11 protein-coding genes are annotated in these 12,622 nt (G+C 62.9%); 5 read left to right on the forward strand and 6 right to left on the reverse strand.

The features are described 5' to 3' along the window. Positions 1-22 precede the first annotated feature (22 nt). Positions 23-1,090, reverse strand: coding sequence for a GGDEF domain-containing protein (locus tag QZ213_RS14900; RefSeq protein ID WP_291686847.1), 1,068 nt, complete (start codon positions 1,088-1,090; stop codon positions 23-25). A gap of 131 nt (positions 1,091-1,221) precedes the next feature. Then, positions 1,222-2,712 (reverse strand): DEAD/DEAH box helicase, encoded by a 1,491-nt coding sequence (locus QZ213_RS14905; protein ID WP_291686848.1) that lies wholly within the window; start codon positions 2,710-2,712, stop codon positions 1,222-1,224. Between the two features lie 535 nt (positions 2,713-3,247). Here QZ213_RS14905 and QZ213_RS14910 point away from each other — a divergent pair. Both QZ213_RS14910 and QZ213_RS14915 read left to right on the forward strand, forming a co-directional pair. Next, positions 3,248-4,765, forward strand: a complete 1,518-nt coding sequence (locus QZ213_RS14910; protein ID WP_291686849.1) for a caspase family protein — start codon at positions 3,248-3,250, stop codon at positions 4,763-4,765. Positions 4,766-5,041: 276 nt separating this feature from the next. Next, positions 5,042-5,803: an outer membrane beta-barrel protein gene (locus tag QZ213_RS14915; RefSeq protein WP_291686850.1), complete on the forward strand. Its 762-nt coding sequence runs from the start codon at positions 5,042-5,044 to the stop codon at positions 5,801-5,803. A 77-nt stretch (positions 5,804-5,880) separates the two neighbouring features. Here QZ213_RS14915 and QZ213_RS14920 read toward each other — a convergent pair whose 3' ends face one another. The 4 genes from QZ213_RS14920 to parE form a co-directional block, all read right to left on the reverse strand. Then, positions 5,881-6,651, reverse strand: coding sequence for an SDR family oxidoreductase (locus tag QZ213_RS14920; protein ID WP_291686851.1), 771 nt, complete (start codon positions 6,649-6,651; stop codon positions 5,881-5,883). 20 nt (positions 6,652-6,671) lie between these two features. Beyond that, positions 6,672-6,857 (reverse strand): hypothetical protein, encoded by a 186-nt coding sequence (locus tag QZ213_RS14925; RefSeq protein ID WP_291686852.1) that lies wholly within the window; start codon positions 6,855-6,857, stop codon positions 6,672-6,674. 189 nt (positions 6,858-7,046) lie between these two features. Continuing rightward, positions 7,047-7,832: a porin family protein gene (locus tag QZ213_RS14930; RefSeq protein WP_291686857.1), complete on the reverse strand. Its 786-nt coding sequence runs from the start codon at positions 7,830-7,832 to the stop codon at positions 7,047-7,049. Positions 7,833-8,074: 242 nt separating this feature from the next. Further along, positions 8,075-10,132, reverse strand: a complete 2,058-nt coding sequence (gene parE / locus QZ213_RS14935; RefSeq protein ID WP_291686853.1) for a DNA topoisomerase IV subunit B — start codon at positions 10,130-10,132, stop codon at positions 8,075-8,077. A 188-nt stretch (positions 10,133-10,320) separates the two neighbouring features. Here parE and QZ213_RS14940 point away from each other — a divergent pair, with 188 nt between their 5' ends. From QZ213_RS14940 to QZ213_RS14950, 3 genes are all read left to right on the forward strand, one after another. Continuing rightward, positions 10,321-10,680 (forward strand): translation initiation factor 2, encoded by a 360-nt coding sequence (locus QZ213_RS14940; RefSeq protein ID WP_291686854.1) that lies wholly within the window; start codon positions 10,321-10,323, stop codon positions 10,678-10,680. A gap of 206 nt (positions 10,681-10,886) precedes the next feature. Continuing rightward, a complete protein-coding gene (locus tag QZ213_RS14945) occupies positions 10,887-11,417 on the forward strand; it encodes a DedA family protein (RefSeq protein ID WP_291686855.1) in 531 nt (176 codons plus the stop codon). 182 nt (positions 11,418-11,599) lie between these two features. Next, positions 11,600-12,622: DUF3857 and transglutaminase domain-containing protein (locus QZ213_RS14950; RefSeq protein ID WP_291686856.1), on the forward strand; the 1,023-nt coding region annotated here is incomplete at its 3' end.

The raw sequence follows: 12,622 nt of genomic DNA on the forward strand, positions 1-12,622 counted from the left end.
GCGCCTTTGCCCGTCCACGATATCAGGCGACCTGGCTGCGGCTCTCGGCGGCGTATTCCGGGTCGACTTCGCAGATGACGCGGTTGCGGCCGTTGCGCTTGGCGGCGTAGAGGCAGGCGTCGGCGCGCTCGATCAGCGAGTCCGTATCGTCGTCCGGCTTCAGCATGGAAACGCCGACCGAGATGGTGACGCGGCCGAGAATTTCGCCGGTGGACTTCTTCTTCAATTCCTTCGACATCACGGCGCGGCGGATGTGATCGGCGACCGTCAGCGCCTGGCGCAGCGCGGTGTTGGGCAGCACGACCGCGAATTCCTCGCCGCCGTAGCGGGCGGTGATGTCCTGGCCCTTGATGGTCTGCTTCAGCGACATGCCGACCAGCCGCAGTACCTGATCGCCGGTGAGATGGCCGTAGGAGTCGTTGAACGATTTGAAGTGGTCGATGTCGAACATCAGGAGCGACAGCGGCTCGCCGTTGGCGAGCGCGTTCTGCACGGCGTCATCGATCGAGCGGTCGAAATACTTGCGGTTGCCGAGTCCGGTGAGCGGATCGGTCAGGCTTTCGGTCCGGATGGCCTCGAGGCTGTGTTGCAGGTTGCTGATCTCGGTCTTTGACAGCGACAGCCGGTCTTCCAGCGCCTTGTTGGTATCGCGCATCGCGCGGGTGGATTTCACCAGCGTCTCGACAACCGACTTGACCTGATCGCCGGTCTTGGCGTCGGCAAGTTCTTGCGCCGCGCCGGTCAGGCTGGCGTCGTAACTCGCCGACATTCCAAGCGCTTCGTTGATCAGCGCCATCACATCGTCGATTTCGCCGATCACCCGCGCGCCGACCTTGTCGATGCGCTCGCTGGTCTTGATCTGCGACAAATAGGTCTCGTAGATCTGTTCGAGATCGGCCTCCGTCAACTTCCCGTTGCGCGCCAGCGTCTCGTTGATGATCTTGTTGAGCGGTGAATTGTATCCGGTCGCGTAGACGTACCAGATTTCGTAATTGCGGGGGATGGCGGTCTGCCGGAGCGACTTGATCTGGCCCAACGCGACTTCGGCGAAGGCCAATGTGCGTTCGTGGTCGTCCAGCACATTGATCACAGATCACGTCCCCAAAACAGCGGACAGAACTGCCCGCTCAGTGCAGCAATAATTTCATCATTATCGCCGCCAAGTTAAGGGAGGAGAATGAACGACCGGTAAACGAGTTCCAACCGCTGTTTAACGGAAGTTCAAACCCGGGCGCGAACGGGGCGCAACAGGAATGCCGGCAGATGCGAGTGATCGGCGGGCTCGGAAGCAGCGTCGCGCGGCGCCTGCGGCGCCTCGGCGCGGCCGATCGAGGGCGTGCGCGAGGGCGCGGGCGCGACCGGCGGAGTGAACGCCGCGGCCGGCGCCTGCGGCTTCGGGCCGGAATGGCGGCCGCCGGTGGCGGCGCGCCGGGGCTCGCGTTCCCGCCGCGGCTTGCGGCCGCCGCGCGAACCCTCACGTGATCCTTCTTTTGCTCCGTCGTGCGAGCCTTCGCGTCCACGCTGATGCCGTGGCGATTCGGTTTCGCCGCCGGATGATGCCTCTGGGCCGTCGATCGCCGAACTCTCGGCGTGACCTTCGACGCGGGGAATGGTTTGTCCGATCAGCTTTTCGATCGCGATCATGGATTTCTGATCGAGCGGGGTGACGATGGAGATCGCGGTGCCGGCGCGTCCGGCGCGGCCGGTGCGGCCGATGCGATGGACGTAATCGTCGGCATGATGCGGGACGTCGAAGTTGAAGACGTGGCTGGTGGTGGGAATATCGAGGCCGCGGGCGGCGACATCGGAAGCGACCAGCAGCGGAATTTCGCCCTTGCGGAATTGGTCGAGTGCGGCGGTGCGCGCCGACTGATCCATGTCGCCGTGCAGGGCGCCGACGCTGAAGCCATGCTTCTGCAGCGACTTGTGCAGCAGGGCGACTTCGCGCTTGCGGTTGCAGAAGATGATCGCGTTGTTGAGATCCTTGGCCTCGCGCAACAGGCGGCGCAGCAGTTCGCGCTTTTCGTGCGGCTCGCGGCCGACCGGGACCTGAAACTGCGACACGCCGACGGCTGTCGTCGCTGGCCTCGAAACTTCGATTTTGACTGGATTGTGCAGGAAGGTTTCGGTGATGCGGGCGATTTCGGGCGGCATCGTCGCGGTGAAGAACAGCGTCTGCCGCGTGAACGGGATCATCTTGCAGATGCGCTCGATGTCCGGGATGAAGCCCATGTCCAGCATGCGGTCGGCTTCGTCGATGACCAGCAATTCGACGCCGGTGAGCAGCAGCCCGCCGCGTTCGGTGTGGTCGAGCAGCCGGCCGGGGGTTGCGATCAGGACGTCGACGCCGCGCGTCAGCTTGATGTCCTGGTCGCCGAACGAGACGCCGCCAATCAGGAGGGCGACGTTGAGTTTCTGGCCGGCGCCGTATTTATCGAACTGTTCCTTGACCTGTGCGGCGAGTTCGCGGGTCGGTTCCAGGATCAGGGTGCGGGGCATTCGAGCCCGGGCGCGGCCCTTTTCCAGCAAAGTGAGCATCGGGAGGACGAAGGCAGCGGTCTTGCCGGTGCCGGTCTGGGCGATGCCGAGAACGTCTCGGCGGGCCAGAACATGGGGAATCGCCTGTTCCTGAATGGGGGTAGGGGTCGTGTAGCCGGTGGCCGCGACGGCGGCGAGCACCTTGTCGGACAAGCCGAGATGAGAAAAAGACATTGAGCCTCTGGTAGAAACCGCCGCTTGGAATCCCGGAAATAACTGTCGCGCTCAACCCCGGAACGGCACGCAAATTTGCTCGGGATTTTCGGATACGCAGACAGGCGGCTTAATCAAGATATCGCGTTTCGATACCGGGCCGCGTCGAACCGGAAGATAGGGGCGAATTGGGCAAAGTCAATGGAGCAGGGGCGCCAAGCGTTGAAAAAGCTTAATGTTTTTGCACAAATGCCGCTTAGGGCGACCGGAAAGGCCGTGTTTTAAGAGCCCGCCTCGATGCCCGCGGATGCTCCCGCGGTCGGCCCGCGGCTGGTTGCCATCACCTCGCATCGCAGATCAGACTGCCTGCGGCATCGTCGGCTGCTGGCGATGTTGGCGATCGGTCGTCGCTTCTCGCGATTGTGCTCACTTCCGTACACGTGCGGGTGGCGCAAATCGGTGCTGGCGCTGGATTGAACCGGTGGCGCGCCCTTGCCGACCAAGCCAATGGTTGGCGCGACCTCGCTGATGACGTGGCGCAAGGTGGGGAATACGGATGAGGAACTGGTTATCGTTCTGGGCCGTCCTGGCGGTCGGTTTCGCGGCGTCGTTGCTGGCGTTCACCGCCCCGGCGCATGCCGAAAAGCGCGTCGCGCTGGTCATCGGCAACAACGATTACAAGAACGTTCCAAAACTGCAGAAGGCGGTGAACGACGCCCGCACCATGGGCGATACCTTAAAGCAGCTCGGCTTTTCCGTGATGGTGGCGGAAAACCAGACCCGGCAGTCCTTCAGCGAAACGCTGCTGGCGTTCGACAAGGCGGTCGAGGCCGGCGATACCGCGTTCTTCTTCTATGCCGGCCACGGGTTTGAAATCGCCGGCCAGAACTTCCTGCTGCCGACCGACGTGCCGGCCGCGACCGAGGGCCAGGAAGAACTGGTGCGCGACGCCTCTGTCCTCGCGGACCGCGTCATCGAACGGCTGCAGAACAAGAAGGTGCGCACCGCCATCCTGGTGTTCGATGCCTGCCGCAACAATCCGTTCGAGCGTGCAGGGACGCGCGCGGTGGCCGGCGGCGGCGGTCTCGCGCCGATGACGCAATTGCCGGAAGGCGTGTTCTCGGTCTTCTCGGCCGGTCCACGCCAGACCGCGCTCGATCGCCTCTCGAACAATGACGACAATCCCAATTCGGTGTTCACGCGAACGTTTTCAAAAGAGCTACTGCAGCCCGGCGAGAATCTGGTTCAGGTCGCGCAGCACACCCGCCGTATCGTCAGCGAGATGGCGGAGACCGTCAGCCACAAGCAGATCCCGGTCTATTTCGACCAGATGGTCGACGACGTGTTCCTGAATGGGGCTGCCAAAGGCCAGTCCGACGCCTCGAAGGAAGCCGCAAAGCCGGCTGCGCCGCCGCAGCAGGTCGCGGCACTTCCGCCGGTGTCGGTGCCGCGCAAGGCGCCGTCGAACGACAGCGTCAATGCGCCGGTCGCGATGTTCTCCCGCCACAATGGCGGCTGGACGGTGGTGTTCTCGATCGCCGATCCGACGCTGGGGATTTCATGGCGGATCGGAGACGCCGGTGAATTTCGCGAGACCGGCTTTCTCGACACGCTCGATGCGCGCACCCGCAAGCGGATGCCCAATCCGTCGATCGAGCTGGCCGCCGACGCGCCGGCGGCGACGATTCAACTGCGCTATGTCGATGCGTCGGGCGAATTGCAGGGACCGTTCCCGATCAGGTTCGATCCTGAAGCGGCGCTGATCCACGACCAGCGCAAGATCCTCGACATGACCGCGACCAGCTGGCTGTCGTTTCGTGAGTTCAACGGGCTGCTCGTCTATTACACCCATCTGATGTCGTATCGCTGCGCGATCCGCGAAGTGCGAGTCGGCATCGACAGCGCGGTGCCGGACAAGGTCTTGAAAATGCCGCCCTGCGATATGAGGGATCCCAGCGTCATTCCGCACGACGCGCAGCCTTATCTCAAGCTCGCGCCCTCGACCCAGTTCGTGTCGGTGGAACTGACCTATCGCGACGGCAGCGTTTCCGAGATCAAGAGTTTCCGGCGCTAGAATCCCGCTTCGATGAAACCGAAACGGGACTTGAGATTTTGATTTGACGCATTTTCATGACGCGACCGGTCCGCTTCCCGCTATCAAGTCCGGGGCAAGCTTTCGCGTGAAACCGCTGCAGCGTATCGCGCGCCGCGACTGATCGCGAATTAACCATAAGCCACGATGGCGAGCCGCGCTTGCGCATGTTTGCAGCCGCACGCGCGTTCGTCGACAAATTGGCAAGGACTCCGCGATAGGCAGGTATTGGGAAAAAGTCTCTTTGGGGGATGACAGATGATCCGGTCGAAATTCGTTGTCACTTTGGCGTTCACTGCGCTCGGAATAGGCGCTGCTTCTGCCGCGGACCTCGCGCCCTATGGTTACACCAAGGCGCCGGCGTTGCCTTATGCGGTTTACAACTGGGCCGGCCTGTATGTCGGCGGCCATATCGGTGGTTCGCAGACCAACCAGAATTGGACCAATACCGGTAATACCACAGCGTTCGGAGATCTCACTCCGGGCCAGGGCTTCGCCCAGCACGGCGCCGGCGTATTTGGCGGCGGTCAGGTCGGCTATAACTGGCAGGCCAGCAACTACGTGTTCGGCCTCGAAGGCACGATCTCGGGGATGGACAACCACGGCACCGCGTCCAACAACGTGTTCGGTGCGCGGGACGACGTGTTCAGCTGGCGCACCAACTGGATGGCGACCATCACGGGGCGCGCCGGTTTCGCCGTGAACAACAATCTGTTCTATGCAAAGGGCGGTTATGCCGGCGCGAGCAGCCACATGGCGGTCTCGGATCCTGTTACCGGCTCCGGCTGGGATACGCGTTGGCACAATGGCTGGACGGTTGGCGCGGGCTGGGAATACGGCGTGACCCAGAACTGGATATTCGGCCTCGAATACGACTACGCGGCGATCCAGACCAAGAGCTATCAACTCGGCGGCCCTGCGCCTGGCGTGTACAGCTTTGACGCCAAGCCGCGCGATATTCAGTCCGCCGTCGCCCGGGTGAGCTACAAGTTCAACGGTCCGCTGGTCTCGAACTACTGAGCACTGCAAAGCTTCCGGAGAAGAAAGGCCCCGGCATTTGTCCGGGGCCTTTTATTTCGCGCCGCGCGCCAGCGCATCTAACCCATGATCGAAAATCCGCCGTCGACGGGAATGGCGGCGCCGGTGACGAAGTCGGACGCGGGTGAGGCGAGAAACACCGCGATGCCGGCGAAGTCTGCGATCGCTCCCCAGCGCGCCGCCGGCGAGCGCCCCAGAACCTTCTCGTGCAGGCCTTCGATCTGCTCGCGGGCGCGCGTGGTCAGATCGGTGTCGATCCACCCCGGCAGCACCGCATTGGCCTGGATATTGTCGGCGGCCCACGCGACCGCGCAGGAGCGCGTGAACTGCACGATACCGCCCTTACTGGCGGCATAAGCGGGCGCGAAACTGGCGCCGAAGATCGACAACATCGAGCCGATGTTGATGATCTTGCCGCCCCCCACCTGCTTCATGGCAGGGTAGGCCGCCTGCGAGCACAGGAACGCGCTGGTGAGGTTGGTCCTGATCACGCTGTCCCATTCCGCGATATCCAGCGCGTGCGGCGGTTTGCGGATATTGATGCCGGCGTTGTTGACGAGAATGTCGATGCGGCCGAGCTCGCGCACGGTCCGCTCCACCATGGCGACGACGGCGTCCTTGTCGGTGACATCGGTGGTGACGGAGATCGCCCTGACGCCGCGTGCCTTGAGCTCGGTGACCGCAGCGATCGACTTCGTTTCATTGCGTCCGACGACCGCGATATCAGCGCCGGCGTCGGCCAATCCCTGCGCCATGCCGAAGCCGATGCCGCCGTTGCCGCCGGTGACGATCGCCACCTTGCCGCTGAGATCGAATAGACCCTTCTTCATGGTCAATTCCCCTGGAATCGTCAGCGCTTGCTCTGCCAGATCAAGACCAGGCCGAGGGCGGCCAGCGCCGCACCGTAGCCGGCCCACTGAAGCTGTCGAATCATGAAGCTCGATTTCGGCCAGTCGATCGTGCCGGTGCCCTGGCCGATCCAGAGCAGCCCGATGGCGAGCGCGAGCAGGCCCAGAATTAGAAGCAATTGGCGCATGGCATTTCCTCGCCCGTTGTGGCCGCGCTAGCTCGGCGCGGGAGGCGGCCAGAGTGGCGTGCCCGCCTGGTCTGGGCAAGAGCAGGCAGCGCTTCGAGGCTTGCGCGACGGCCATGGCGCGCGGCATAACGGCGCAAAAAAGCCCCGGACTTTGCCGGGGCTTTTCAGTTGCTGGATGTTCAGCAGAGATCAGTACTTGGCAACCACCGGGCCGCTCCAGTTGAAGCGGTAGACCAACGAGGTCGAGACGGTCTGGGTCCAGGTGTTGAGCCTGATATCGCGTCCGACGAGAGCATTGGTACCGTCGACCAGCTCGTTGACGTTCTTCCGGTCGTAGAAGGCCGAGCGGTACTCGGTCTTCATGAACCAGCCGGGAGCCGAGATGCCGAAAATGTTCAGGTTGTTCTCGACACCGCCGCCGATGAACCAGCCATTGCGGTTGAACGAATTGGTGTGGTCACCGACCGGGGCGCCGCTGGCCGTGTTCAAGAATGTCGTGCCGGACCAGTGCGAACCGGAGTAGCCGCCGTTGACGTAGGAGAGGACGTTCGGCGCCACGAGGTAGCCGACGCGCACACCGGCCGCCCAAGCGTCCTGCAGTTTCTCAGAAGCAGTCCAGCCCGCGATCGGATCCTGAATGGTGCCCTTCAGGCTGCCAAACTGACCGTCCGCGAAGATGCCGGCGACCCAGCCGCTGTTGACTTGCCAGTCGTAACCGGCGCCGACGGTGCCGAACCAGCCGGAGCCGCCCTGACGCTGATCGATGCTGAGGGGCAGGGCGCCTGCCGTCGTCTGGACGTGCTGATCAGCCGCCCACAATCCGCCGCCGCCGCCGCCGAAAATGTAGAAGCCGGTCCAGTTCGGAGCGACCGCCATCGGCGCCGGAGCCTTGGTGTAGCGGGGAGCCATATCGGCCGCCATGGCCGATCCGGTGAAAGCCGCCAGCGCGGTCAGAGCGAGCACTAATTTCTTCATCTTCAAATCCCCGGTGTGGCTGGCGTCGCACCTGATCGCGTGGTGCGAATGTGGAATCTCAAAACCTCATGGCCGGACTATAGCCAGTTCAACCGAAAATGCTGTTGCCGGGCGGGCACACCTAGGGGAAAACGGTCCGGAGAATTCCGGGGATGGAGGGCAAATGAGCCGAAAACGGCCCCAAATCGGCTCCGGAAGGGCGGAACTGCCCTCCGCAACCCCGCCGGCCGGCCAGTTGAGGCCTAAACGTCCAGCAGATCCTCGCTGGCAAATTCGGCCTTGTCGGAGATGAAGGCGAATCGGGCTTCCGCCTTGGTGCCCATCAGGCGCTCGACCGAATCGGCGGTGCCCTCGCGATCGTCGGCCAACAGCACCACCCGCAGCATGGTGCGCTTGGCCGGGTCCATGGTGGTTTCCTTCAGCTGCGCCGGCATCATCTCGCCCAGGCCCTTGAAGCGGCCGATATCCACCTTGGCATTGGCGTTGAATTCGCTCTTCAACAGCGCGTCCCTATGGGCCTCGTCGCGGGCGTAGACCGTCTTGCTGCCATGGGTGAGGCGGTAGAGCGGCGGCACTGCGAGATAAAGATGACCTTCATCGATCAGCCGTGGCGTCTGCCGATAGAAGAATGTGATCAAAAGCGAAGCGATATGCGCGCCGTCGACGTCGGCATCGGTCATGATGATGATCCGCGAGTAGCGCAGATCCTCCTCGCGGTACTGGGTCCCGGTGCCACAGCCGATCGCCTGCATCAGGTCGGCGAGCTGCGCGTTGGCGGTGAGCTTGTCCTTGGTCGCAGACGCGACGTTGAGGATCTTGCCACGCAGGGGAAGGATGGCTTGCGTCTTGCGGTCGCGCGCCTGCTTGGCGCTGCCGCCAGCCGAGTCGCCCTCGACAATGAACAGTTCGCTTCCTTCGGCGGCCGTGTTGGTGCAGTCGGAAAGCTTGCCGGGCAGCCGAAGCTTCTTCACCGCGGTCTTGCGGGAAATTTCCTTCTCGGCGCGCCGGCGCAGCCGCTCGTCGGCGCGCTCGATGACGAAATCAAGGAGCTTGTTGGCCTGCAGCGGATTGCCCGACAGCCAATGATCGAACGGATCCTTGATGGCCTGTTCGACGATGCGCTGGGCCTCGGCGGTGGCGAGACGGTCCTTGGTCTGGCCCTGGAATTCCGGCTCGCGCACGAACACGCTGAGCATCACGGCGGCGCCCACCATGACGTCTTCCGAGGTGATGCTGGCGGCGCGCTTGCCGTGGCCGACGCGCTCGGCGTGATCCTTCAGGCCCCGCAGCAGTGCGCTGCGCATGCCGGATTCATGGGTGCCGCCATCGGGCGTCGGCACCGTGTTGCAATAGGACGAGAGAAAGCCGTCGGCGTCGGCGGTCCAGGCGACGGCCCATTCGCAGGCGCCGTGCGCGCCGACGCGCCCTGATTTGCCGGAGAAGATATCGGGGTGCACCAGTGTGTCGGCATGAATCGCTGCGGCCAGATAGTCCTTCAGGCCGCCGGGGAAGTGAAAACTGTCCTCGGCGGGCACATCCTCTAGACCCTTCAACAGCGCCGGATCGCAGCGCCAGCGGATCTCGACGCCGCCGAACAGATAGGCCTTGGAGCGCGCCATCTTGAACAGCCGCTGCGGTTTGAAGACGGCCTTGGCGCCGAAAATCTCGGCGTCCGGCTTGAAGCGGATCCGGGTGCCGCGACGGTTGTTGATCTTGCCGAGATCCTCGAGCTTGCCCTTGGGTTGGCCGCGCTCGAACGTCATGCGGTAGAGTTTCTGGCTGCGGGCGACCTCGACCTCGAGCCGCGAGGATAGCGCGTTGACCACGGACACGCCGACGCCGTGCAGACCGCCCGAGGTCTCGTAAACCTTGGAGTCGAATTTGCCGCCGGAATGCAGCGTGCACATGATGACTTCGAGCGCGGATTTTTTCGGGAATTTCGGATGCGGATCAACCGGAATGCCGCGGCCGTTATCGGTGACGGTCAAAAATCCGTCGGCGCTCAATTCCACTTCGATGAAAGTGGCGTGCCCCGCCAGGGCCTCGTCCATGGAATTGTCGATCACTTCGGCGAACAGATGATGCAGCGCCTTTTCGTCGGTGCCGCCGATATACATGCCGGGCCGGCGCCGTACCGGCTCGAGCCCTTCCAGCACCTCGATATCGGCTGCGGTGTAGCCGGCTTCCGCGCTGGCAGAGCGTGAAGCGACCTTCAGAGGGCTGCGGCCTTTCGGTTCCGAGGCCCCGAAAAGGTCGTTGGTGGATTTTGCTTTAGCTGGAGATTTCAATGGCTTGTTCATACTTTTTCATGTGTCGCGCGCGACGGCGCCAGCGAATCGGTTGTCCTGACTATGCCATGGATGAGCGTAAAAAGTGACGGCAGGGGCACTCGACCGATGTTCCAAGGGGGGATGGCTTGCGCGGGGAAAGTTCTAACGCCCCCTCGATTAACGACGCCCCCCAAGGGCTCCTTGATTTCACGCGAAGGTTGCGCAAAGCCGGCGCAACAGCGGACATTTCCGGACTCGATATCCCGACCGCCTGCGTCACGCCCTGCGTGGTTCAGGCCAAGCGGAACGCCGATATCACCGTGACGATCAACAAGGAGGGGTATGAGCCGCAAACCATCCCTCTCACGAAAGATATTCCCGGCTCCGGCGCCGCGGGATTCGCCGGCAACCTTCTTCTCGGCGGCGTAGTCGGCATGGGCGTGGATGCCGTTACCGGTGCCGCGCTGGATCACAAACCGAATCCGGTCATCGTGACCCTGCAGCCGCTCGCACCAGCGCCAGCCCGGCCGGCAAGACCGCGCCCGCCAAGAAAGCCTTCGCCGGCGCCGCAGAGCTGAAACCGCGCGACCCCTAGATGCGCTAAACCCGGAACACAATCACCGCAAACAGCGCCGTCGGCGCGACCACGATCAGGCGAGCGGGCGCTCACGCGCGGTCCCCGTCTTTGTGACTTGATGTCGCTGACGGGGCTCGCTTACCTGTTCTTAGGTATCGAACCCTAGAAAAGGTTCAAACAGGACAATCGCCGGGAAGGGCGTTCGGAATGGAAGATTTTGGGCGCGCGTTGGCCGACTTCGTGCGCGACCATCAGGCCTGGGCCGCGCCGATCGTACTGTTGCTGGCGTTCGGCGAGTCGCTTGCCTTCATTTCGCTGCTGATCCCGGCCTGGGGGGCGCTGGTGGCGATCGGTGCGCTGATCGGCGTCAGCGGCATCAGCTTCTGGCCGGTTTGGATCGCCGGCGGGCTGGGCGCGGCGCTGGGCGACTGGGTCTCCTACTGGTTCGGCTTCAGATACAAGGAACACGTCGCGCAGATGTGGCCGCTGTCGCGCTATCCGGGATTGCTGGAGCGCGGCGAAGCCTTTGTGAAAACCTGGGGCGTGCCGAGCATCTTCATCGGTCGATTTTTCGGACCGCTGCGGGCCTCGGTGCCGCTCGCCGCCGGGATATTCGAGATGCCATACGGGCGATTTCAGATCGCCAATTTCGTCTCGGCGCTGGTCTGGTCGGCGGTGCTGCTGCTGTTCGGCGACGGGCTTGCCAAGCTCGCCGAGTGGCTGTGGCGCACGGTCTAGGGCTTCCGGCAGGCCTCCTGACGACGGCGATGCAGCCGGGTCTTCAAAACGCACCAATCCCCGGCAGCCCGATCGCACCGTGTGAGAGTATATAAAATTTTTTCTATCTAAGGGGAGGGGCGGTAATTTCCTGATGTTATTTGAGCCGCCGATGTAACCGTCGGTCGCAGGGCTTTGGCAACATGATCGCGCGTATCTTTCCGGCTTTGCTGTTATTGCTGATCTCGTCGACCGTTGTTGCCGCCAACGCGGCGGACACGCCAAGCGCACATCAGGGCCCGGTTTGGGTCGATCCAGGTTGGCGGCGAACGGTCAGTCGCTACAAGGTCACTTTCGACGAGCAGGGGTTAAGCACGTTCGTTTTCGATTTCGAAATCCAGGCGCTCGACGAGAAAGGCGCCGAGGCCATCTCACGGCAAGACATCCCCTATAACAGCTACTTCACCGAATTGAGCTCCAATGAGCTTGCTACCCTGAAGGCGGATGGGAGCCTGATCGCTGTCGACCAGCGTACCATCCGCGACCACCCGGCATCGGCGGATACGTCTTCGCCCTATTTCGACGAGCAGCGACACAGGATCATCGCTTATTCAAATGTCGCCCCGGGTGATAAAATAAAGGGACGCCTGACCTACAAGGCGAAGCGGCCTGAATTCGCTGGAGAGTTTGCGCACTATTGGATCCAGCCGGCAGATCTACCCCCCGAGTTGATCGAAATTACGCTCGACGGCCCGGCCTCCAAGCCGCTGCATATCGCCGGGAACGTCGAGCACAGCGAAGAGAGATCCGGCAAGCGGATCATTCATCATGTGCGCATGAAACAGGAGACGCCGAAGCCGCGCCTGATGGGTATCGACTCGTTCGACGACGCCCGGCGCTTCGAGGTCAGCACCTTCGCGGATTATGCTGCTTTCGCGGCCATGCTAAATGCCCGCAACGCGCCCATGGCGATACCCGACAAGGCCCTCAGGAAGCTCTCGACCGAGATTGTCGGGGATGCCGCCGACATACGCCTCAAGGTGGAACGAATCCACAACTGGGTGGCCCGGAATATCCGCTATGTCGGGATCGGATTTCAGGACGGGGGCTGGACCTCGCAGCCTGCATCGGCGGTGCTCGCGTCCGGTTATGGCGACTGCAAGGCGCATGCGACCATTCTCAAAGCTCTGCTGGCCGCGCAGGGGATCAAAGCCAATCTCGTCGCC

It is taken from the genome of Bradyrhizobium sp. (assembly GCF_017881085.1).
GTDB lineage: Bacteria > Pseudomonadota > Alphaproteobacteria > Rhizobiales > Xanthobacteraceae > Bradyrhizobium.

Excerpts from the sequence above, each read along its gene's own strand:
- QZ213_RS14905 (WP_291686848.1), bottom strand. The coding sequence starts at position 2,712 with ATGTCTTTTTCTCATCTCGGCTTGTCCGACAAGGTGCTCGCCGCCGTC.
- QZ213_RS14910 (WP_291686849.1), top strand. The coding sequence starts at position 3,248 with ATGAGGAACTGGTTATCGTTCTGGGCCGTCCTGGCGGTCGGTTTCGCG.
- QZ213_RS14915 (WP_291686850.1), top strand. The coding sequence starts at position 5,042 with ATGATCCGGTCGAAATTCGTTGTCACTTTGGCGTTCACTGCGCTCGGA.
- QZ213_RS14920 (WP_291686851.1), bottom strand. The coding sequence starts at position 6,651 with ATGAAGAAGGGTCTATTCGATCTCAGCGGCAAGGTGGCGATCGTCACC.
- QZ213_RS14925 (WP_291686852.1), bottom strand. The coding sequence starts at position 6,857 with ATGCGCCAATTGCTTCTAATTCTGGGCCTGCTCGCGCTCGCCATCGGG.
- QZ213_RS14930 (WP_291686857.1), bottom strand. The coding sequence starts at position 7,832 with ATGAAGAAATTAGTGCTCGCTCTGACCGCGCTGGCGGCTTTCACCGGA.
- parE (WP_291686853.1), bottom strand. The coding sequence starts at position 10,132 with ATGAACAAGCCATTGAAATCTCCAGCTAAAGCAAAATCCACCAACGAC.
- QZ213_RS14945 (WP_291686855.1), top strand. The coding sequence starts at position 10,887 with ATGGAAGATTTTGGGCGCGCGTTGGCCGACTTCGTGCGCGACCATCAG.